Here is a 24074-nt window from a genome sequence, read left to right as displayed (position 1 = left end):
TATGGTAATATAGTTAAGAATGCTAATTAATATAAATTGTTGGAGGATAAAACTATGAATAATAATAAAATTCTTACAAATAAGTATATGGTTATTTTTCTTGCTTTCATTTGTTGTATTTTATGGGGAAGTGCTTTTCCAGTATTGAAAATATCATATTCTGAGATGAATCTAAACTCTAATGATATTTGGGAAAAAGTAGTTTTTGCAGGTATAAGATTTTTAGGATCAAGTATAATTCTTTTTACATATTTAATTTTTAATAAAAAAGGAATAAATAATCTAAAAATTAAAGATAGAAATATTTTATTTGAACTTTTTTTGTTAGGACTTTTACAAACAACTATTCAATATTTTTTCTTTTATAATGGATTGGCAAATACTTCTGGAATGAAAGGGGCTATTTTACAATCTTCAAGTACTTTTATAACTGTTATATTAGCTCATTTTATATATAATAATGATAAAATAAATTTTAATAAAATTATAGGACTTTTAACAGGCATTTTAGGAATTATATTTTCAAATTGGGGCAAAGACTTTAGTTTTGATTTTAATTTTTTTGGAGAAGGGTTTTTAATTTTTGCTGGTATTATATCTTCTTTTGGTACTTTTCTTGCTAAAAGATTATCTAAAAATATACATCCTTTTTTAGTTTCTGCTTGGCAAATGTTTATGGGATCTATTCTTATGATAATTATTGGTGTTTTTCATATGAAAAAACCACTTGAATTTACTACTTTATCATTAACTCTTTTAATCTATTCTTCTTTTTTATCTGCAATAGCTTTTGGGTTATGGTATTCCTTACTTAAATATAATAAAGCAGGAGAAGTTAGTATTTATAGATTTATGATTCCAGTTTCAGGAAGTATACTTTCTGTTTTGTTTATTCCAGATGAAAAATTTAGTATTCAAATTTTATTTGCACTATTTATGGTAGCAATAGGTATCTTTGCAGTTAATTATAAAAAGAAATAAACCTCCGCTTAAGGCAGAGGTTTATTTCTTGATAATGTATATAGTTTATACCATTCTTTTCTTGTTAATTCTATAGTTTCACAATCTTTAACTAATTTTATCCTTTCTGGATTGCTTGTTCCTATTACAGGATTTATATTTGAAGGATGTTTTAGTATAAAAGATAATACTATGGAATCTGGTGTTGTGTTTTTTTCTTGAGCTAATTTATATATATATTTTTTTGTTTTTGAAATACTTTCTATTGATTCTTTTTCATCGAGAATTTCAAAATTTTTTCCAGTGTATAGACCTCCAGCCATAGGACTCCAAGCTTGTATTTCTATATTGTTTGTCATCATATATTCCAAAAGACCTGGAGTAAAAGAACTTTTGAATCCTTCATCATTGTTTATACCTATTGTAGAATCTAACCAATCAAGTTTTTTTAAACTTATTTCAAGTTGATTTATTGAAATTTCAGTATTAGTTGATTTTTTTATATATTCTATTTGATATTGATTCATGTTTGAAACTCCAATTTTTTTTACTATTTTATGATCTAAAAGATATTGAAAAGCATTTTTTAAATCTTTTATATTCATTAAGGGATCAGGTCTATGTAATAATAATGTATCTATATAATCTGTATTTAATCTTTTTAATGAATCTTTTACAGAATCTATAATATGTTTTTCAGAAAAATCATATCTTGCTACACCATCGATATTTTTTAAAATAATTCCAACTTTAGTTTGAATTATAATTTCTTTTCTGATATTTGAATTGTTTTTTAAAAAAGCTCCGAATACTTCTTCTGATTTTCCATTTTGATATATATCTGCTAAGTCAAATTTTGTTATTCCTATAGAAAGAGCTGTTTGAAGAGCTTTTTCAGCTTGTTCTATACTTTTTTTTGTTATTTTTGGTTCATCCCATCCTCCACCAAGACCCATAGTGCCATAGTAAATTCTTTTTAATTTAGTTTTTGACATTTGAGTACATCTCCTTTTATAAAAATCGTCTCCAAAATATTTGAATAAATGGAGACGATTTATTTTATTTTAATGGTATAGGATTTATATGTTATTTAATTCTTTTAATATAGATTCTTTAAACAATTTAAGTTTGTTTTCTGATTCTTTTAAAGTTTTTCCTTTTGAATATATATAAACTTTTATTTTAGGTTCTGTTCCAGAAGGTCTTACTGCATACCAAGAGCCGTCTTCAAACCAGAATCTTAAAACATTTGATTTTGGTATATCAACTTCTGAATTTTTATTATTTATTATATCATATTCTTTTTCTTCTTGATAATCAACATATTTTATTAGTTTTATATCATTTATGCTTTTTGGAAAATTTTTTCTATAATTTATCATCATATTAGAAATTTTTTCTTTTCCTTCAAGACCTTCAAGAACTATTGAAAAATTATTTTCTCTATAATATCCATATTTTATATATATCTCTTCTAATACATCTAAAAGAGTTTTGCCTTTTGTTTTATAATAAGCAGCTGCTTCAGAAAGGAACATTGAAGATATTACTCCATCTTTATCTCTTACAAATGTACCTGTTACATATCCAATGCTTTCTTCATATCCAAAATGAAATGTCTTGTTTTGTTTTAAAAGTTCATTTTCTTTTCCACATATATTCTTAAATCCTGTTAATGTTTCATATGTTTTTACACCATAACTTTCTGCAATAACTTTTCCGAGATCTCCAGTGACAATAGATTTAACAATAAAACCGTCATTGTTTATCAAATTTTTTTCATTTTTACTTTCAAGAATATAATTTATTAGAATAGCTCCAGTTTGATTACCATTTAATGGAACATATTCTCCATTTTCATCTTTAACTTCAACTGCCAGTCTGTCACAATCTGGATCTGTAGCTATAAGTATTTCAGCATTTTCTTCTTTTCCCAAACTTTCAGAATATTTAAAAGCTTTTGTATCTTCTGGATTTGGATATCCTACAGTTGTAAAGTTTGGATCTGGATTTTCTTGTTCTGGTACAACTATAACATTTTTAAATTTTCTTTCTTTTAATACTCTTCTAACGGGAATATTTCCTGTACCATTTAATGGAGTATATATTATTTTTATATCTTTATCTAATTCTTCATCTCTTATTGCTAATGATTTTACTAATCTTGTATATTCGTCATCTACTTCTTTTCCTATTATTGTTAATAAATTTTCTTCTTTAGCTTTCTCTAAATCTAAATATTTTATTTCTTCAAATGATTTTATATTTTTTATATTATTGGTTATTCCATCTGCAACTTCTGATAATATTTGAGAACCTTCTTCCCAATAAACTTTATATCCATTGTATTCTTTTGGATTATGACTCGCAGTTATAACTATTCCAGAAGCAGCTTTAAAATATCTTATAGCAAATGAAAGTTCAGGAGTTGGTCTTATATCTTCAAATAAATATACTTTTATTCCATTTGCAGTTAAAACGGATGAAGCTATTTCAGAAAATTCTTTAGAAAAATGCCTAACATCATAAGCTATAGCAACACCCTTCTTAGCATATTCTTTTCCTCTAAAATTTATATAATCAGCTAATCCTTGTGTAGCCTTTGCAACTGTATATATATTCATTCTATTGCTTCCAGCACCCAATATACCTCTTAAACCAGCAGTGCCAAATTCAAGATCAAATATAAATCTGTTTTTAATTTCTTCTTCATCGTCTTTTATAGACAACAATTCTTGTTTTGTTTGCTCATCAATTACAGGACTGTTTAACCATTCCAAATATTTTTCTTTGTAGTTCATCATATTAAACCTCCATTTTTAAAAGATGTTTTTATTTTTTTTAATGATTTTAAAAGGATTTCTTTAGGAGTTGCAATATTCATTCTAAAAAAACCTTTTCCATCTTCTCCAAATATACTACCTTCTTCTAATCCTATATTAGCTTTGTTTATTAAAATATCCTTAATTTCTTCTTCAGAAGCAATATTTTTTAAGTTTATCCATAATAAATAAGTACCTTCTGGAGTTATTATTTTTGAATTAGGTATTTCTTTATTAAAAAAATCGATAGTAATGTTAATATTTTCTTTTAGATATTTTATTAAGTATTCTAACCATAATTCACCGTGTTTGTATGCTGCAATAAATGCTTCTTGACTTAATGCATTGATCATTGAATTTCCTATTTTTTCTATAGTTTCATCGAATTGTTTTTTTAAATATTCATTTGGAATTATAGCATTGGAAGCTTGTAATCCAGCAATATTAAATGTTTTACTTGGCGAATAAAAAGTTATAGAATTTTCTTTTATATTATTGTTTAAATTTGCTATTGGTTCATGTTTATTATTTTCATATATTAAATCTGAATGTATTTCGTCGGATATCAATAATACATCATTATCAATACATATATTTGAAATTTTTATTAAGTCATCTTTAGACCAAACTTTTCCAATTGGATTGTGAGGGTTACATAATATCATCATTTTTACATCATATTGTTTTATTTTATTTTCAAGATCTTTAAAATCAATACTATAAATATTGTCTGAATATATTAATGGATTTGTGACTATATTTCTGTTTAAATTTTTTATAACATTAAAAAAAGGATAATAGACAGGAGTTTGAATTAATATATTATCTTTTTCTTTGGTATAAGTATATATTGCAAGTTTTAATCCTGGAACAACTCCTGGTACATAACTTATCCAATTTTTATCTATTTTCCATTTGTGTTTTTTATAGATCCAATTTATAAAAACATCATAATATTCATCAGAGGTTTTTGTATATCCAAATATTCCATGCTCTGTGCGTTTTGATAATGCTTTTATTATATCATTACTTGATTTAAAGTCCATATCAGCAACCCACATAGGAGTAATATTTTCTTTTCCAAATATTTGCTCGAGATTGTCCCATTTTATACAATTGGTATTTTTTCTTTCTATTATTTTATCGAAATTTATATTTTCCATTTATTTTTCCCCCTTTATATAAAGTATATCAAAAAAATTTGTATTATTGAATTTTAAGAAAAATAGAGATATTTAAAGATAAAATGATTTTAAATAAACTCTTTCAATCTAAACAATTTATTTAGAATTTAACTTATCTTTATAAAAATGGTAAAATATAAATGTCTCAGGGTAGATTTCTCTCTTTAAAACATTCATAAAATATAAACAGTGGGATCTGTTAAGTGCTTCTTAAAAAGAAGCACTTTTTTTATAATTATTAATGGAGGTATTTATATGTCTTATGTTTCTGTTATAGGGGGTATTAACATTGATTTAAATGCTAAAACTGATTATAATTATAAATTTAATTCTAATCCTGGAAATATATTTTATTCTGCTGGCGGTGTTGGAAGAAATATTGCGGAAAATATTTCAAAGTTAGGAATTAAAACATATTTATTTGGAATTGTTGGATTGGATATATTTGGGGAGTATGTTATTAATACTACTAAAAATATTAATTTGGATTTAAGTAGAATTTTGAAAACGAAAAAATATAGTACAGGAATTTATCTTTCTATCTTAAATAATGATAATGATATGAGTTATGCTATTTCTGATATGAAAATAAATTCTTTAATAGATAGGAATTATATAAAAAATAATTTAGAAATTTTATTAAATTCAAAATTATGCATTATAGATACTAATTTAGATTATGAAACTATATTATATATTGTACATTTTTTAAATTGCAATAAAATAAAATATATAATTGAACCTGTATCCATACAAAAAATTAATAAATTATATAATATAAAAGAAAATATACAATGTATAACACCGAATATAGTAGAATTAAGAAATTTTATTGATGAAGATTTTGTTTTTAATAATGAGAAAGAGGATAATGATAATGATATAAAAAAAATTTTTGATTTGATAAAATATAAAATTAATTTTATTGATGATATTATAGTAACACTTGGTAAAGATGGTGTATTATTTTTTGATATAATTAATGATGAATATTTTTATGAAAAATCTTTTAGTATAGAGGTTATTAATGCAAATGGGGCAGGTGATGCATTTTTAGCTGGATATTCTTATGGGATTTATAATGAATTTGATAAAATAAAAAGTGTTAGATTGGGTATTTGTAATTCTTTAATAAATTTACAATCTGATGATACTGTTAGTAAGTTATTATCTGAAGATCTTCTTAAAAAAACTTATTGGAGGTTTTATAATGAATTTATTTGAAAAGTATATTGATGTTTTACCAGAAATTAAAGATGCACTTGATAATAATAAACCTGTTGTTTCACTGGAATCTACAATCATATCTCACGGGATGCCTTATCCAAAAAATGTTGAGACTGCTACTGAAGTTGAAAATATAGTTAGAAAAAATGGGGCTATTCCTGCAACTATAGCGATAATTGATGGTAGAATTAAGATAGGACTCGATAAAAAACAACTCGAATTTATGGGGAATTCTGAAAATATTTTAAAAGCGAGTAGAAGAGATATACCTTATATTATAGCGAATAAACTTAGTGCTGCTACAACAGTTTCGGCAACTATGATATGTTCCAATTTATCCGGCATTAGAACTTTTGCAACTGGTGGTATTGGAGGTGTCCATAGAAATGCTTCTGAAACTTTTGATATATCAGCAGATTTACAAGAGTTATCAAGTACAAATGTTTGTGTTATTTGTGCAGGAGCTAAGGCTATTTTAGATCTAAAATTAACTTTAGAATATCTTGAAACTTTAGGAGTTCCTGTATTGGGTTATAAAACGGAAGAATTGCCGGCATTTTATTCGAGAGAGAGTGGTTTAAAGGTTAATTATAAAGTTGAAAGTCCTGAAGAAATAGCTTGTATAATGAAATCTAAATGGGATTTGAATATTAATGGAGGAGTTTTGGTAACTAATCCTATTCCCAAAAAAATGTCTATGAATACAAATTTTATAAATAAAGCTATAGATGCTTCGATTGAAGAGGCAGATAGCTTAGGAATAGAAGGTAAAGAATTGACTCCTTTTTTATTGGCAAAGATAAAAGATTTAACAGGTGGAAGTTCTTTGGAATCGAATATTGCATTAGTTTATAATAATGCTGAATTGGCTGCTAAAATAGCTTTAGAGTATTCCAATTTATTAAAATGAAAACAAAAATAATTTTTAAATGAGATTTTATATCTCATTTTTTTATTTTTATTATATAATTGTATTGTCAACTATTATTTATGAAAAATTAACTCTTTAAAGGGGGGATCTTTTAATGGAAGATAGTTTTAGTATTGAAAATTTTGTAGGTATTTTAAAAAATAAAAAAAAGGATGAAGCTATACTTTATTGTATAGAATATTTAAAGTCTTTTCCTAACATTAATCCTTTAAATGTTTATGAGAAATTTATACTTCCTTTTTTAAGTAATTATCAATGTTTTTATGAAGAAGAGTTTTGTGTTTGGGAAGAGCATTTTATTAGTTCTACTTTTAATTCTATCATAGGGTCTGTTTATCCTTATCTAATAAGTTATAGAAAAGTTTTATTAGATAAAAATGAAGTGACTTTGAAAAATAAAACGATTTTATTTGCTTGTCCAAGTGAAGAATATCATGAGTTAGGGATTAAAATTGTTAGTGATTATTTTTATATGGAAGGATTTAATGTTTATTATTTGGGTGCGAATACTCCACAAGAAGAAATTTTTAGAGGGGCTAAAATTTTAAATGTAGATTTTATAGCTCTTAGTGTTAGTAATCCGTATAATATTTTAACTTTGAAAAGAACTATAAAATATTTAAAAAGAAATATTAATGAAATGAATTTGAATATGAAAATAATAGTTGGTGGAGGAGCTTTTAAGAATAATAAAACTCTTGTTGATGAAGTTGATGCAGATTTTTTTGTAGATGATATATCAAATATTAATGAATTTTCTGATAGAATGTTTAAGGAGGGGTGATATGAGACTTTCTTTTGATATTGCATGGAGATTTTTGAAAAAAAGTGGAGGACAAACTTTTTTAATAGTAGCTGGAATTTCTATTGGTGTTGCTATACAAATATTTATTGGACTGCTAATACAAAGTTTACAGATTAATTTGATAGAAGATCTTATAGGAAATTCACCTCATATTATTTTAAAGGCAAAAGATAATTATATTAAAGATTATAAAAATATTATTGAAGAATTTAGAATTTATGATGATATTACTTTTATTAATGAGAGTAATGTAGAACCTTTAACATTGGTTGTAAATGATGAAAATTTTAATATGATAATGAAAGGAATAAATTTTGAAGAAGGTTATGAAATTTATGATTTAAAGGAAAAAATAGATACTGATTTGAATGAAGAAGGTATATATTTGGGAGCAAGTTTTAAAGATGATTATGGTTTAAAAGTTGGAGATGATGTAGAGTTTTTTGTAGTTAAATTTAGAAAATTATTTAAAGCTAAAATTGTTGGTTTTTTTGATTTTGATAATTCTAATTTAAATAGTTCTTGGATGATCGCATCAAATAAATATATGAGTAGTTTATTTGATTATGATAATAATTTTTCTATAATAGAAATGCAAATTGATAAGCCTCTTGATGTTGAATTGATCTATAATTCATTGATTAATGATAATAATATAAATTATTCTGATTTAGAATTAACTAATTGGAAATTAGAAAATGAAAGTTTTGTTGGAGGTCTTAATGGCCAAAGTGCTTCAAGTTTGATTATACAAATTTTTGTAATTGTTTCTGTAGCTTTAGCTATTTCAAGTGTTTTGACTATAAGCGTGTTGCAAAAATCTAAAGAAATAGGTATTTTAAAGGCAATGGGTATAAACGATAACAGTGCAAGTTTTATTTTTATTTATCAAGGATTTCTTTTAGGGGTTATAGGAGCTATAGTAGGATTAATTTTTGCTTTCTTACTTTTATGGATGTTTTCAACTTTTGCTATTAATTCTGATGGAAGTCCCGTAGTTAAAATAACTATTAATTATTTTTATATTTCTTTATCTGTTTTAATTGCAATTTTTTCATCTACAATTGCCTCAGTAATTGCAGCAAGAAAATCTTCAAAATTAAGTCCAATTGAGGTGATAAAGAATGGATAATGTAATAATTTTAAGTAAAATAAATAAAGAATATGGATCAAAAATTAAAACTAAGGTATTATATGATATAGATCTTGAAATAGAAGAAAAAAGTTTTAATTCTATTGTTGGACAATCGGGGTCTGGAAAATCAACATTATTGAATATAATGGGAACGCTTGATAACCCTACATCAGGGGATGTTATTATAAATGGAAATAATGTCAAAGACTTTGGTAAAAAAGATTTGTCTATATTGAGAAATAGAAATATTGGTTTTATATTTCAATTTCATTATCTTATAAATGAATTTACGGTGCTTGAAAATATTTTGATCCCTTATAGGATGTATAATAGAAAAATAGATGATAAAATAATAAACAAGGCTTATGAGTTGATGGATTATGTCGGTATTTATAAATATAAAAATAATTATGCAAATCAAATTTCAGGTGGTCAACAGCAAAGAACAGCAATAGCGAGATCTTTAATTAATTCTCCTGAAATTGTTCTTGCAGATGAACCAACGGGAAATTTAGATTCTGTTACTACTGAAGAAGTTTATAAACTTTTTAGAACTATATATAATGATTTTGGAACTTCTTTTGTTATAATAACTCATGATAAAAAAGTTGCAGAGAGAACAGATAGAATTATAGAAATTACAGATGGGAAAATTTCTTCTGATATCAAAATTATATAATGTATATTTTTTATACAAAGTATATCTTTTTATATAAAGATATACTTTGTTTTTAATGTATAAATAGAAAAAATAATATATATCATATATATATTGTAAATTAAATAAAAAATAAAATTTTGATTATATAAAATAATTTATCATAAGCGAACCATCTATTCAAACTAATTTCTTAAAGCTGTAGTCGGAAAACCTAAGTTTTCCGACAAAGATTTATAGATTTTATGAAATTTTTTTAATTTTATAAAAATAACCTCCCTTTATATTGCTTTTAGAAAGCTTTTTTTGGTAAAATATGTATAATCTATTTAAAAAGAGGGTGTTTTTGATTTAAAAGCATTTTAAGGCGTTGTTTTGGTTTTTAAAGATTTTATTATATTGATCAATATTTATGTATTGTATAGTTTTTTGTACAATACATAATTGGAGGTTTTTTGATGAAAAAACATTATTCAAAAAAAAGTACTGAAAAAAAAATAGAAAAATTGTATAATTTTTCTAGATCAGAATTAATTGAAAATGGAATTCAAAAATATAATTTTGAAAAGGTCATAAAATATGCCGGACTAAGTAAAGCAACTGTTTATAAAAAATTTAAAAATAGAAAAAATTTTATAATAGAAACTATAAAATTTTTGATTGATGATTACATAGAACCTTTTAAAAAATTATTAGACGATGTTGAGTCTTTTGATGAAGTTTTTGATTTTCTTTATGGTTTAAATATAGATTTTAAAGAAATTTTAGATATTTATCCTATTGAAGATCTTTTTTCTGATTTTGAAATTTTAGATTTTATAAATAATTATTATTATGAAAAATTTGGTATTATTATTAAAAATAAAATTGAAGAATTTAAAATTAAAGGTGAAATTCGTAATGATATAAAAACAGATTTTATTTTTGAATATATTACTTCTGTTACAAAAAGTATTGGAAATCTTTTGTCTAAATATGAGTATAAAGAGGTTATTGAAAGTTTTTCTGTTTTAATAAATTCTTCTTTAAAAAATGATTTTTAATTTATAAGGATGTGATTTTTGAATGAAATTAGTGGCCTTGTTTAATGCGGGTTTAGAAAAATTAGTTAAAAATGAATTGAAGAGTAATGGTATCAATTCTATGGAAAATTCAAGAGGTATGATTTTTTTTGACGGTGATTTAGATTTAATTTATAAACTAAATTTGAATTCAAGATTAATAGAAAAAATTTTAATATGTGTTGGAGAGTTTAAAGCAGAGACTTATGATGAACTTTTTGATAATATATATTCTTTAAATTGGTATGATTTTATAAAAAAAGATGATGGTGTTATTATTAACAAAATTTCATCTAAAAGATCTAAATTATTCTCTGAAAAAACTATTCAATCTATAGTTCAAAAGGCTATTTATAAAAAACTTATGTATAAATACTCTTTAAATTATATACAAGAAAATAGTAAAATAAATATTAGAATTTATTCTTTTAAAGATAACTTTATGATTTTACTTGATACAACAGGTATACCTTTAAGTAAAAGAGGTTATAGAAAGTTAATTTCTCAAGCTCCATTGAAAGAAACTTTAGCTGCTTCTTTATTATTTTTTTCTCATTGGAAAAGGAAATATCCATTATATGATCCGTTTTGTGGCAGTGGAACTATACCAATTGAAGCTGCTTCTTATGCTTTTAATATTCCTCCAGGAATAAATAGAAATTTTGATTTTTCTTTATTAAAAAATTTTGATGTAGATCTTTTTAATATCATAAAAAAAGATCTTAAAGGTAAAATAAATACTTCTTATGAAATAAATATTTTTGGAAGTGATAAAGAACAGCATATGATTGAAACTTCTTTTAAAAATTCTGAATATTATGAAATAAATGATAAAATTAATTTCTATAAATGTTCAATGGAAGAAATCAGAAATAAAGGATTTGATTTTGGTTATGTTATTTCTAATCCTCCTTATGGTGAAAGATATAGAGATTCTAATTATGCAATAAAGATATATGAACAAATGAGATTTTTTCATAAGGAATTTAAAAATTGGAATTATTGTTTTATAACTTCTAGAGATGATTTTGAAAAACACTTTAATTTGAAAGCTACTTTTAAAAAAGGAATTTCAAATGGTAAAATGAATAACATTATTTATTATTTTAAATAATGATGGGAGTGATTTTTGTGAAATATTTTAAAAAAATATTTTTAATTACAATCTTATTATTGATTTCTTTACAAGCTTTTTCTGCCTATATTGAAAAATATAAAAGATATGATGAATATAATGATATTTTAACAGATTCCTTAAAAAAAAATAACTATGAAGAAAATAAAAAAGAGGTTGAAAAAAAATTGGAAGATTTTGATAATAATTTGAAGGTTATTAATAATGATGATATTATAATTGATGAGATTCTTTTAAATAAGTTAAAAAATTTTGAAGGTTTTTCTTCTTTAGAAATCAGAAATATGGATAATGATATTATTTTTGGATATAATAATTATAAATATTTTATACCGGCTTCTTTAACTAAATTATTTACTTCTTACGTAACCCTTGAAAAACATTCTAAAGATTTTTATTTTAAAACTTTTTTATATTCTGATTATAATATAAGTAGTAATTTTACGGGAAATCTTTATATTAAAGGAATGGGTGATCCAGTTTTAAAACTTGAAGATGTTGAAAATATGATAAAAAGTATAAAATCAGCAGGTATTAAAAAAATTTATGGTGATTTTATAATAGATTTTAGTTTATTTAATGATGAAGGTTTTGGAAGAGGTTGGATGTGGGATGATCCTCAACCACAAATTGCTTCTTTTAATATACATTTAAGTTCTCACGAAGTATTTAAATATAAAACTAATATGGAAATTAAAGATTATATTTTATTTGTTATTTCTAATTTATTTGATAAATATGATATTAAATTTTATGGGGAATTTAAATTTGAAAATTTTGATAAAAAAAATTTAAATATTTTATATGAAAATAATTCGGATAATCTTTTAAATATAATAAAAGAAATGCTTGAAAAAAGTGATAATCAAATAGCTGAAATGCTTTTTAGATATAATGGAATTAATAATGGTATTTCTAATATAGAATCATCCATAAAAAATAATTCGAAGATTTTATCAAAAGTTATTGATGATGATTTTATTATTTATGATGGTTGTGGACTTTCTATGTATAATTTAGTAACTCCTAATATGGTTAATGAAATTAATGTTTTACTTCATAAAAATTTTAAAGATGATTATTTAAAGATTCTTGCTTCTCCTTATGAGAATAGTACTATTGAAAATAGGTTTAATTATTCTATATGGGCAAAAACAGGAACTTTATATTCAGATTCTGGAATTAGTGGAATTATAAAAACAAAAAAGAATAATTATTTTTATTTTACAATGATTGAAAATAACTATGTTTTTGATAAGTATGAAGTTAAAAAATTCGAAAATGATATTTTAAATTATATTTATAATAATTATTAAAAAAGAAGAGACTAAAGTCTCTTCTTTTTTAGAGTTTGTAATATAAAGGAATACCATTTTTATATTCCGGATAACTTTCACCTTTTATTAAAGGTTTTGCATATTCTATAAATTTTTCATTTACATCCATACCATCTTCTGTTATATATTCATCAGGTATAAATTTAGTTTGATTTGCTATCATATTTAGATCTATGTAATCGAAAGTTATTTCATATGGTTTATTTGAAATTCTTTTAAAGGTTACCATTTTTCCATTAATGCCTTTTAAAGCATATTCTACCGCGTATTCTCCAGCTTTTATAGCTTCTTTTACATCGCATAAACTTGATATATGTCTTCCAGATCTTTGAAGATAATCAGGTATTGCAACATGAGATTTTTCACCTAATTCTTTCATTAGTATTGTAGATAATGTCTTTCCTACAAAGCCTAATTGAGTATTTCCAAAATTATCATTATAACCTAAATCAGATAAAAAATTGTTTTGTTCATCTTTAATTCCTTCTGAAACAGCTATACTACAATAACCATATTCAGATAATGTTTTTTTTACTTTCATTAAAAATCTTTCTTTGTTAAAGGCTCTTTCAGGTATAAGGATTATATGAGGACCAAAATCGGAATTTAATCTTGCTAAAGCTGTGGAAGCTGTTAACCATCCCGCATGTCTACCCATTGTTTCTAAAATGAAAATTCTTGTTGAATCATAACACATACTTTTTACATCGATACTGCCTTCTAATGCAGATATTGCTAAGTATTTTGCAGTGGACCCATAACCTGGTGTGTGATCAGTAAAACACAGGTCATTATCTATGGTTTTAGGTATTCCAATAACTTTTAAATCGAATTTTATTTTTTTTGAATATTCATATATTAAATTAGCTGTATCCATTGAATCATTTCCGCCATTATAGAAAAAATATCTTATGTTATTTTTTTTGAAAGTATCAAAAATTTTTTTTAAATATCCTTCATCATTTAAAGATAATTTTTTTCTACAAGAACCAAAAGCACTTGATGGAGTAAACTCTAAAAGATTTATTTTATCAATATCTTGAGAGTTTAATATTATTAGATTATTTTCAGCTATACCATTAATACCATTAATACCTATGAATAAATTTTCAATAGTATCTTTATTATCAATTATCTTTCTATAAACGCCTAAAGCAGAAGCATTTATTACACTGGTTACACCACCAGACTGAGCATAAACTGCATTTACCATAGATTTTTCTACCTCCAATTTTTATAAGTAAGCTATATTTTCATCATTTAATTCTATATTATTTGTATTTTTTTCGTCTGCGGGAATTACCATTCCAAATCCTTGAGCATTTTTAGCTCCTAAACCTGAATTTATTGCTAACTCAATCAATTTTTTGTTTCCTACTAATTTAAAATAGCCTGTCCAACCTTTTATAATAATTCCTTTATAAAATAATAATTTCTCGTTTTTTTCTGTTATTCCATAAGGTTCTATACTAAATTTTTCTTCATCAAGTTCAAGATTCATTGCATTAGCTTTTCTTTTTAAATTATCTTCTACAAGTTTTTTAAAATCTGTTGAATATGGAGAAAAATAATGAGTATATCTATTTCCGTTTGGTAGTATAATAGTAGAGTAAGTTGTTATAGGCGATAAGGTTTTAACTAATAAGGAATCTTCAAATTCGTTTACTAATATTTCTGATTTTTCTAAAATAAAGTAATTTTTTTCAATTCTAAAGGTCTCTTCTTTTTCAATTGACTCGTAAATAGCATTTAAGATCTCTCTCATTGGAGATGCAAAATAAACTACAAAAGGACCATAAAACTTCATTCTTTTATTTACTACTTTAAAAGAATCTAAAGGATAAATTCTAGAAAATGTGAATAGTTTTAATTTCTTGTTTTCTATCACAGTACCATCATCGTGATAATCTGGCATTATTTTCCCCATTAAATTGTAAAATAGACCTTGTAATGGTCGGTTATAATGCATAGGTAAATTTACTTCTTCGTTGTTTATAGGCTGAAATACTAACTTCAAAATCATAAAATACCCCCCTTACTGGATTGGTGAAACTTGTTAGCTTTGTTAATTAAAATATACTATTTATTATTCCTATGAAAATTATAACAAATAAAAGATCAAATAAAAATATTTTTTTCTATATTTAATCTATTTGTTATATAAAACAGCATTTCTTAATAAATCCCCAATTAAAAATAAAATTAATAAATTATATTAAAGTGCTTATATTATTTATTATAACATAAAGTTACTTATATGCAAAGCAATATTAAAAGAACTGTTTATAAACAAAAAGGAGCCTTTAAAAGGGCCCCTTTTTATTTAAATTTATTTTAAAATAATGCTTTTTCTGTCTCTTTATCAAATGCGTGTATTGCATTTAAATCAAATACTAAATCAAATTCTTGTTCTGCAACAGCTTCTGTTTTAGGATTTACTTTGGCTGTTATTGATTGACCATCTATATTTACATGAAGTAATGTTTCACTTCCTAATGGTTCTACTACTTCTACTTTTGACTTAATTTCTGATGATGCATTTGATGTTGGATCAACAAAGTTTTTATCATAAATATCTTCAGGTCTTATTCCAAATACTATTTCTTTTCCATCATAATTTTCAAAATATTTTTCAAATTTTTCTGGAACTTTTATATTTACAGAATCACTATTTAGAAAAAATCCATTATCTTTTTTAACTTTTAAATTTAAGAAATTCATAGCAGGCGTTCCTATAAAACCAGCAACAAAAATATTTTCTGGCCTATGGTAAACATCGTGAGGATTTCCTATTTGTTGTATATAGCCATCTTTCATTATAACAATTTTATCAGCCATTGTCATAGCTTCAACTTGGTCATGAGTAACATAAGCTATTGTTGCATTTAATCTTAGATGAAGTTTTTTTAATTCTGCTCTCATCTGTACTCTTAATTTTGCATCAAGATTTGATAATGGTTCATCGAATAAGAAGACTTTTGGATCTCTAACTATAGCTCTACCAACTGCAACTCTCTGTCTTTGCCCACCTGAAAGTTGTTTAGGTCTTCTATCTAATAGATGTTCTATATCTAAAATTTTAGCAGCATTTTTTACTCTTTGATCAATTTCATCTTTCGGAAGTTTTCTTAATTTTAACCCAAATGCCATATTATCATATATTGTCATATGTGGGTATAAAGCATAGTTCTGGAAAACCATAGCAATATCCCTATCTTTAGGTTCTACATCGTTTACAACTTTATCATCAATTTTTATAGTTCCTCTTGATATATCTTCAAGTCCTGCTATCATTCTCAATGTGGTTGTTTTTCCACATCCAGAAGGTCCTAATAGTACTACGAATTCTTTGTCTAAAATTGTAAAATTTGCGTCTTTTACAGCATGGAATCCATTAGGATAAATTTTATTAATATTATCTAATATAACATCAGCCATTTGTTACACCTCCGGATTTTAATCTTCAAAGTTATTAAAAAATTCTTTTATTTGTTTATAGTTTGTCACTTCACTCGCATCTAAAAGAGAGAGATCTTTTATTTCTTCTAAGAAATTCATCATATTTTTAAATTTTTCATAATTCATTATTATAGATTCTGGTTTTCCATTTTTGGTTATTATTATTTCTCCTTTTTTACTCGATTCTATTACTTTTGAAAAATTTGCTTTTGCCTGAGCAACACTTTGAAATTCATAATTGGATAAATTCATAAATATTCCTCCTGACTACAATTATAGTCATTTTATGTTTTTTAGTCAAGTATATTGAATAACAGAAATAACATAATATTTGTTTTTAATCATTAATAATTGAGTATATTCTTATTATTTCAGATACAGACCATGCTTGAGAAAAACATCCTTTTTTATTGTGTGGCCAATTACCTTCTAATATTTCTGGAATTGTTGAACACCACTCATTTTGAATCATATTTTCTAAAGGTTTTAGTAATTCTTTGATTAATTTTTTTATTTCAAATGAATAATTATTAGTTTTTAATAAGGCTTCATAAAAAGGACCTAAAAGCCAAGGCCATACATTTCCTTGATGATAAGAACCATCTCTTGTTGTTCTATTTCCTGTATAAATTCCTATATAAGATGGATCTTTTTGAGATAGAGTTTTTAAGCCAAATGGTGTAAAAAGTTCATCAAATACTTTTTTTACTATTTGTTTAGATTTTTCATCGTTTAATAAATTGAAAGGTAAGGAGACTGAAAATATTTGATTAGGTCTTATGCTTTTATTTTTTTCATTTTCATTTATATAATCATATAAACAATTTTCTTTTTCATTCCAAAATATTTTATTAAAAGAATCTAATATTTTATTAGAAATTTTATTTTTAAATTCTAAATGGAATTTTTCTGAGAAAAATTCCATTATTTTTATACTGTTGAACCATAAGGCGTTTATTTCAACGGCTTTTCCATATCTGGGTGTCACAACCCAATCATCTACTTTTACATCCATCCAAGTTAATTGTGTTTCTTTATTTCCAGTATAAAGCAAATAGTCTTTATCCATATATATATTATATTTTGTACCTTTTATATGTTTTTCAATTATATTTTCCATTTTTTTATAATATTTTTTTATAAAAGATTCATCATTTGTTTTTATATAGTATTTATACATTGCTATAAATAACCATAGTGTACCATCAGCAGTATTATATCCTCCAGGTTTTCCTGTATAATCATCAAAAACATTAGGTATTAATCCTTCTGATTCATTTTCTAGAAACGTTTCCATTATTTCTTTAAATAAAGATATTTTATTTTGAGATAGAGTAAGACCTTCTAAAGCGATCATTGTATCTCTTCCCCAATCAGTAAACCAAGGAAATCCAGCCATTATCGTGTGTTTTTTTGTGCTTTTTCTGTAAGATATAAAATTTTTTGAATTTATTTTTAAAATATCATCAATTTTTTCTGATTTTTGTTTATCTTCGCTTTCTTTTATAAATTTATCTATAAAGTCAAAATTATCTATTTCATATATACTTTCTAATGATGAAAATGTTATATATAGTTTTTCATTAGGCATTAACACTTTTTCTATTTTATTTTTAGATATTATTTCTTCATACGCAAATAATCCTCTTTCATTTTCTTGATCATAAAATATATTATTAATTTTATGATCATTTTCTAATATTAATCCATTTGTATTTATGCAGATCTTATTATTAAAATTGGTATTTATTAAATTAAAATTTTTTTTAGATTCTGTTATTTTTAAATTTAATTGATTTGGTAGAGTATTTTTATGAATATCTCTATCATTTAAATAAGGAATTATTGTTAATTTAGTCGGTTCATTTGAAAAATTTTCATATATTAAAGCAACTAAATTTTTCTTTTCTAACATTATTATTTTTTTATTTATAAATATATTATTTATTTTTATCAACCATTCTGGATAAGATATATGTTTGAAAGAGATTATTTTATCAAAACCTTTTTCTTTATAACCATTTGCATCTTTTAAGGTTGAAATATAGTGTTTTTCATTTTTATTTTCAACTATTTCACTAACTCTTGATACTAATATTCTTCTATCTACAGGAGGATTTAAAGATACAGATAATATAGAATGATATCTACTTGTATTATTTGAAATTCCTGTTGATGATGATGTCCCACCAAGATTGTTTGTTAAAAGGTATTCCATTTGAGAATAATTTGTTAAAGTGTTCATTTTTTCCTCCTTATCCACTTCTATCTATTTTTTTTCTTATTAAGCCTTCTTGTACGCCATAATATCCTTTTTGTATTGCTTTTTTGCCTATTTGTATATTTTTTTGATTGTTTTTTAGAGTATTTATTTTTTCATTTATTTTTTCATTTCTATTTTTATCATTTTCTATTATTTTTTTTATGATTATTTTTACTTTTTCATCAGAAAATTTTTCTATTTTTTTAATTTCTTGAAGACGTTCATCAAGAAGATTGTTGAATTCTTCAAATTTTTCTTCTTGAATAAGGATATTTAAATTTGTTTCTATTTTTTCTAAATTGTTTATTAGTTCATTTAAATCATTCATTTTTTACCTCCATCCTTTTCTTTTTTAAATATAATTTTATTTTAGAAATTTCTTCTTCAGTCATTCCCTTATCCCACCAATAAGGTATGAATGTATTATTTAATAATAATGGGTCTAAATTATCTTGGATTTGTTTGTTTTTAACCATTTTTTTATAGTCTTCTGTACCCGGTATTGGTGTAAATTCATTTACATTTGCCTGTATTCCCAAATCAAAACAAAAATCTATGGCATTATATATATCGTCTATTTTTTGTCCAGGTAAATTTGATATTATATATGCTCCAATATCTTTTAAATCTAAATCAGATTTTTTAAAACAATTTACAGCGTTTATTAAATCTGCATTAGTTACTTTTGCTCCAGTATTTTTTTGCAAATTGGGATCTGAAGTTTCATATCCCAATTTTATAGTTTTGAAATTTGCATTTTTTAGTAAATCTGATATTTCTTGATTAACTCTATGGGCATGTATTCCATTTGGCAAATGATAATTAACTTTTATGTTGGCAAGGTCTTTTAACAATTCTTTTAAATCTCTTCTTAATAAAAATGCATCATCAAAAAAAACTATATTTTTTAAATTTGGCCATTTTTCTTTTATATTATATATATTTTTAATTAAATTTTTTTTAGATCTATAATTGTATTTCCACATATTATGAGTTACACAGTATGAACAGTTATAAGGACATCCTATTGAAGCTGTAATAACTGCATATGGCATTTTTCCATTATATACAGAATAGTCTGGGTCTAATTCTTCAAACCAATTATATTCCTTTAAATCATAATTTAATTCTTTTAACATATTTTTTATTGGTATTAATCCTGTTCCATTTAAAACTTTTACATTTAAATCTTTAAATGTTTTTTTTGCATGTTCTGTATATATATTTGTATATATACCGCCAAGATATATTTTTGTGTCATTATGTATTTTTCTTATGAAATCTATCGTCTTTTTTGCTCCATAATACCAATATGTCATTGTGACTCCAACCAATATTGCATCTACTTTTCCAACTTCTTTTAACTTTTGTTCGAATAGTTCTTCGGGTAATCCATATTTTTTAAATTTTCTTGGTATAAATTGTATAATTTCAGGTTTTTTTACTTCTTTAGATATAAATTTTCCTGTTCCATAATATCTGTCTTTTATATTTTTGCGTTTTTCTAGTTCTTCATCATGTCTATACATTAAATCAATGAAATGAACTTCATGACCTTCTTTTTTTAATATAGAAGAAATATAGAGTAATCCTAAAGGTTTTAACCAAAAATCATATGCTGCAGAGTCATATATCCAGGGATTGATTATCAAAAATTTCAAATTATTCACCTCTTAAATATTTCATATAATATGATATCCCTTTTAAAGTAAGATTTTCATCAAAATTTTTAAATATGTATGAATTTGTTTTTAAGTTTTTTGCCATTCCTCCTGTAGTTATTATTTTGTAATTTATATTATCTTGTTCTTTTATTTTTTCTATTAATGTTTCAAGACCATACAGAATAGTTTTTATTATTCCTATTTGTACATTATCATCAGTATTTGTTCCATAATTATAATCAGGAATATTTAATTCTATTTGTGGTACTTGAGCTGTATTGGAAAATAAAGCCATCATAGAAGTTTTAAAACCAGGAGTTATAGATCCTCCAACAAAATCACCATTTTTTAATACATCTAAAGTTATTGCAGTACCAAAATCTAAAGTTATACAATTTTGACCATATTCTAATTTACTTGCAATTACATTAGATATTCGATCTGCACCTATTTGTGCTGGATAATCAGCCATATATTTTATGTTATATACATTTTGAAATGGAGATACAAATATAGAATCTAAAGAAAAATATTTTTTGGAAAATTTTTCTAAAATATATGTTTTAGAAGGTACAACATTTGAAATACCAATATCTTTAATAGTATCTATTTCAATATTTTTATTATCAAATAATATTTTTATTATAGAGAATAATTCATCTTCCGTTTCAAAGCTTTTTGTTCCTATACGCCATGTTGTAAAATTATTATTATTTTTAACTCCTAATACGGTATGAGAATTTCCTATATCGAATAATAATTCCATAAAAACCTCCTATTTTTATCTTATTATTGTGGATGCTTTTCTTATTCTATTCATTATACCAATACCAATACCTTTGTCTTTTATGCCAGATATTATTATATTCTCAGAAATTTTATCATATTTTCTCAGTAAATAAAATAATTTTACAGATATTTTATAGTATTCGAATCTTTTTGAGATTATTTCATAATTAATGTTATTTTTTTTATAAAATTCTTCTAATTCTTCATAACCTAGAACTATTGAATTAGATCTTTTTTTATATTCTTCTAATATTATTTTTTTTTCATCTTCAATATTATTTTTTTCTTCTATTAATATTACGGGAATATCTGGAGAATAATGTTTGTATTTCATGCCAGGTGCCAAAGCTATATCAGCTTTTACTTTGCCAAAAACAAAATCAGGTATTTTTATAATTCCAAATATTTCTTCAAGTTTTTCAGGTGGAATTGGTCCTGGTCTTAATATTGTTGGTACATCATTTGATAAATCTAATACAGTTGATTCTATTCCGTATTTTAATTCTTCAGCAGTTATAATCATGTCAACTCTATTATTCATATCTTCGATAACATGTTCGGGTCTTGTTGGACTTGGTTTTCCAGATAAATTAGCACTTGGAGCAGCAATTGGTAAATCAGTCATTTTTAATAGTTTATTAGCTATTGGATGTACTGGTATTCTTATTGCAACAGTCTTTCTACCACCAGTTGCAGCATCAGGAACTATATCTTTTTTATTTAATACAAAAGTTATAGGACCAGGTGTTAAAATTTTTATTTTTTTTAATAGTGAATAATCTATATAACAAATTTCTGACATTTTTTCTAATTTATTTATATGAAGTATTAAAGGATTATCTGAAGGTCTTCCTTTTGCATTATATATTTTTTTTATTGCTATTTCATTTAACCCGTTTGCTCCAAGTCCATAAACAGTTTCTGTTGGAAATACTACAGTTCCATTATTTTTTAGTATTTTTGAAGCTTCTTTTAATTCATTTTCTTCGAAATCAAAAGAGTTCATTTTGATTATTTTTGTCATTTTTATAAGTCCCCTTTTTAATTTAATCTATTTATAATTTTATCAAATAAATTTTTCTTTTAATTGAAGTAAAAATAGTTATCTTAATAATTAATCTTTTTTTCATTTTTTATAAATATTGAAATATTTTTCAATATTTATAAAATTTCACCTATATTCAAATCTAATTATTCATATATAAGATTTGAAAACTTTTTCAATGATGATAAAATTTTCATAGTAATTAAATAAAGGGGGAGATTATTTTGGAGTTAAAAAAAATTAATTTTAAAAATTTTGATATAGAGGAATTAGATTTTTTAGATTTAATGATGATAGATATTGAAGGTAATATAAGACATGTTAGCATAGCTAAAGGTTTTATAAATGAAAAATTATTCGAAGAAGGAATAGGTTTTGATGCTTCTAATTTAGGATTTGCTAAAGTAACAAAATCTGATATGGTTGCAATACCAGATAAAAATATGTCTTTTTTGGAATACAAAGATGAGTTTTCTATTTTACATATGTTTTGTGATGTTGTAGATCCTTTTGATAATTCTAATGTTTTTGCTCAATATCCTCGTAATATTATTAAACTTACTCATAAGTATTTATTAGAAAACAATATTGCTGAAAATGTTAAAATGCTTGTGGAACTTGAGTTTCATGTTTTTGATGATGTTTCTTATTCAAGTGATTTTTCACATTCTTATTATCAAGTTATGAGTAGTGAAGGTATTGGTGAATATTATGATAATCAACCAAGAATGCGTAATAATAGGGGTTATCATAATATTTATCCAACAGAAAAATATTTTACTTTTAGAAATCAAGTAGTTAATGTTATGGAAAGTATTGGAATTCCTGTTAAGTATCATCATCATGAAGTTGGAACTTCACAGCTTGAAATTGAATTAAATTTTATTGGCATAGATAAAGTTGCTGATTATGTAACTCTTTCTAGATGGATTATAAAAAATATTGCAGAGGAAAATAATTTGTTTGTTACTTTTATGCCTAAACCAATATATAATATGCCTGGAAATGGAATGCATGTTCATCAGTTTTTAGAAAAAGATAATAAAACACTTTTTGTTGGTGATAAAGAGCATGGACTTAGTGAATTAGCATTAAATTATTTAAGTGGAATATTAGATCATAGTTTAACTGGATCTTTATTAGCTTTTACCAATCCAAGCACTAATTCTTTTAAAAGACTTGTACCTGGATTTGAAGCACCAATAAGTGCTACTTTTGCAAAAGGAAGTAGATCTGCCGCTATAAGAATACCAGGTTATTTAAAAGAAGATAATGTGAGAATTGAATTTAGAACTGGAGATGCTACTGCCAATCTTTATTATTCTTTATCTGCAATGGTCTTGGCAGGTATAGATGGAATTTTGAATAAATCGAATCCTATTGAAAAAGGATATAGTTCTATTGATCATTTAGAAGATAAACAATTTCCTCTTTCTTTAGATAAAGTATTATTAGGTCTTAAAAATGATAATGAATATTTACTTAGAGTTTTTCCGAAAGATTTAATAGAATTATGGATTAATAATAAGTCAAAAGAAGCTTCTTATGTATATAATGCACCAACTCCTCAAGAGTATGAGCTTTATTTTTAAATTTGAA

Annotated in this window: 22 protein-coding genes; 10 read left to right on the top strand and 12 right to left on the bottom strand. The window is 24.1% G+C overall.

The features are described from left to right. Positions 1 to 54: 54 nt before the first annotated feature. Complete coding sequence (locus PWP28_RS01900; RefSeq protein ID WP_109605244.1) at positions 55 to 981, top strand: DMT family transporter; 927 nt, start codon at positions 55 to 57, stop codon at positions 979 to 981. A gap of 8 nt (positions 982 to 989) precedes the next feature. Here PWP28_RS01900 and PWP28_RS01895 read toward each other — a convergent pair whose 3' ends face one another. From PWP28_RS01895 to PWP28_RS01885, 3 genes are all read right to left on the bottom strand, one after another. Then, entirely contained in the window at positions 990 to 1955 is a 966-nt protein-coding gene (locus PWP28_RS01895; protein WP_109605245.1) for an aldo/keto reductase family oxidoreductase, read from the bottom strand. Between the two features lie 84 nt (positions 1956 to 2039). Next, positions 2040 to 3761 carry a phospho-sugar mutase gene (locus PWP28_RS01890; RefSeq protein ID WP_374045477.1) on the bottom strand — a complete coding sequence of 574 codons (1722 nt, stop codon included), beginning with the start codon at positions 3759 to 3761 and terminating at the stop codon, positions 2040 to 2042. Next, positions 3761 to 4945 carry a MalY/PatB family protein gene (locus PWP28_RS01885; RefSeq protein ID WP_109605246.1) on the bottom strand — a complete coding sequence of 395 codons (1185 nt, stop codon included), beginning with the start codon at positions 4943 to 4945 and terminating at the stop codon, positions 3761 to 3763. The genes PWP28_RS01890 and PWP28_RS01885 overlap by 1 nt, the downstream gene beginning before the upstream one ends. A gap of 276 nt (positions 4946 to 5221) precedes the next feature. Here PWP28_RS01885 and PWP28_RS01880 point away from each other — a divergent pair, with 276 nt between their 5' ends. The 8 genes from PWP28_RS01880 (at position 5222) to PWP28_RS01845 (ending at position 13234) form a co-directional block, all read left to right on the top strand. Continuing rightward, positions 5222 to 6190 carry a carbohydrate kinase family protein gene (locus PWP28_RS01880; RefSeq protein WP_308644147.1) on the top strand — a complete coding sequence of 323 codons (969 nt, stop codon included), beginning with the start codon at positions 5222 to 5224 and terminating at the stop codon, positions 6188 to 6190. Next, positions 6177 to 7103 carry a pseudouridine-5'-phosphate glycosidase gene (locus PWP28_RS01875; RefSeq protein WP_305082071.1) on the top strand — a complete coding sequence of 309 codons (927 nt, stop codon included), beginning with the start codon at positions 6177 to 6179 and terminating at the stop codon, positions 7101 to 7103. Before PWP28_RS01880 ends, PWP28_RS01875 begins: the two co-directional genes overlap by 14 nt. A gap of 115 nt (positions 7104 to 7218) precedes the next feature. Continuing rightward, positions 7219 to 7908 (top strand): B12-binding domain-containing protein, encoded by a 690-nt coding sequence (locus PWP28_RS01870; RefSeq protein WP_109605249.1) that lies wholly within the window; start codon positions 7219 to 7221, stop codon positions 7906 to 7908. A 1-nt stretch (position 7909) separates the two neighbouring features. Next, positions 7910 to 9061: an FtsX-like permease family protein gene (locus PWP28_RS01865; protein ID WP_308644146.1), complete on the top strand. Its 1152-nt coding sequence runs from the start codon at positions 7910 to 7912 to the stop codon at positions 9059 to 9061. Further along, positions 9054 to 9743 (top strand): ABC transporter ATP-binding protein, encoded by a 690-nt coding sequence (locus tag PWP28_RS01860; protein WP_264150218.1) that lies wholly within the window; start codon positions 9054 to 9056, stop codon positions 9741 to 9743. Before PWP28_RS01865 ends, PWP28_RS01860 begins: the two co-directional genes overlap by 8 nt. Before the next feature lie 437 nt (positions 9744 to 10180). Continuing rightward, positions 10181 to 10765 (top strand): TetR/AcrR family transcriptional regulator, encoded by a 585-nt coding sequence (locus PWP28_RS01855; RefSeq protein WP_305082069.1) that lies wholly within the window; start codon positions 10181 to 10183, stop codon positions 10763 to 10765. A gap of 22 nt (positions 10766 to 10787) precedes the next feature. Then, entirely contained in the window at positions 10788 to 11897 is a 1110-nt protein-coding gene (locus tag PWP28_RS01850) for a class I SAM-dependent RNA methyltransferase (RefSeq protein ID WP_308644145.1), read from the top strand. Positions 11898 to 11914: 17 nt separating this feature from the next. Next, positions 11915 to 13234: a D-alanyl-D-alanine carboxypeptidase gene (locus PWP28_RS01845; protein ID WP_308644144.1), complete on the top strand. Its 1320-nt coding sequence runs from the start codon at positions 11915 to 11917 to the stop codon at positions 13232 to 13234. Positions 13235 to 13262: 28 nt separating this feature from the next. On the opposite strand, the gene PWP28_RS01840 is transcribed toward PWP28_RS01845, so the two are convergent. The 9 genes from PWP28_RS01840 to PWP28_RS01800 all read right to left on the bottom strand — a co-directional run bounded on the left by PWP28_RS01840 (position 13263) and on the right by PWP28_RS01800 (position 22454). Next, positions 13263 to 14468: a 6-phosphofructokinase gene (locus tag PWP28_RS01840; RefSeq protein ID WP_109605255.1), complete on the bottom strand. Its 1206-nt coding sequence runs from the start codon at positions 14466 to 14468 to the stop codon at positions 13263 to 13265. Between the two features lie 21 nt (positions 14469 to 14489). Further along, entirely contained in the window at positions 14490 to 15278 is a 789-nt protein-coding gene (gene cas6, locus PWP28_RS01835; protein ID WP_308644143.1) for a CRISPR-associated endoribonuclease Cas6, read from the bottom strand. 311 nt (positions 15279 to 15589) lie between these two features. After that, positions 15590 to 16693 carry an ABC transporter ATP-binding protein gene (locus PWP28_RS01830; RefSeq protein WP_109605257.1) on the bottom strand — a complete coding sequence of 368 codons (1104 nt, stop codon included), beginning with the start codon at positions 16691 to 16693 and terminating at the stop codon, positions 15590 to 15592. A gap of 18 nt (positions 16694 to 16711) precedes the next feature. Next, positions 16712 to 16966: a type II toxin-antitoxin system Phd/YefM family antitoxin gene (locus PWP28_RS01825; RefSeq protein WP_109605258.1), complete on the bottom strand. Its 255-nt coding sequence runs from the start codon at positions 16964 to 16966 to the stop codon at positions 16712 to 16714. Positions 16967 to 17051: 85 nt separating this feature from the next. After that, positions 17052 to 18959 (bottom strand): amylo-alpha-1,6-glucosidase, encoded by a 1908-nt coding sequence (locus PWP28_RS01820; RefSeq protein ID WP_109605262.1) that lies wholly within the window; start codon positions 18957 to 18959, stop codon positions 17052 to 17054. A 10-nt stretch (positions 18960 to 18969) separates the two neighbouring features. Beyond that, positions 18970 to 19305, bottom strand: coding sequence for a hypothetical protein (locus PWP28_RS01815; protein WP_264150212.1), 336 nt, complete (start codon positions 19303 to 19305; stop codon positions 18970 to 18972). Further along, entirely contained in the window at positions 19298 to 20638 is a 1341-nt protein-coding gene (locus tag PWP28_RS01810; RefSeq protein WP_308644142.1) for a radical SAM protein, read from the bottom strand. The genes PWP28_RS01815 and PWP28_RS01810 overlap by 8 nt, the downstream gene beginning before the upstream one ends. A gap of 1 nt (position 20639) precedes the next feature. Continuing rightward, positions 20640 to 21407: a type III pantothenate kinase gene (locus PWP28_RS01805; RefSeq protein WP_264150210.1), complete on the bottom strand. Its 768-nt coding sequence runs from the start codon at positions 21405 to 21407 to the stop codon at positions 20640 to 20642. 15 nt (positions 21408 to 21422) lie between these two features. Beyond that, positions 21423 to 22454 (bottom strand): L-threonylcarbamoyladenylate synthase, encoded by a 1032-nt coding sequence (locus tag PWP28_RS01800; protein WP_264150209.1) that lies wholly within the window; start codon positions 22452 to 22454, stop codon positions 21423 to 21425. Positions 22455 to 22699: 245 nt separating this feature from the next. On the opposite strand from PWP28_RS01800, the gene PWP28_RS01795 reads away from it, so the two are divergent. Continuing rightward, entirely contained in the window at positions 22700 to 24067 is a 1368-nt protein-coding gene (locus PWP28_RS01795; protein WP_264150208.1) for a glutamine synthetase family protein, read from the top strand. The last annotated feature ends 7 nt before the right edge of the window (positions 24068 to 24074 follow it).

The organism is Oceanotoga sp., from assembly GCF_030445905.1.
GTDB lineage: Bacteria > Thermotogota > Thermotogae > Petrotogales > Petrotogaceae > Oceanotoga > Oceanotoga teriensis.
This window is presented reverse-complemented; position numbering and strand designations above follow the sequence as displayed.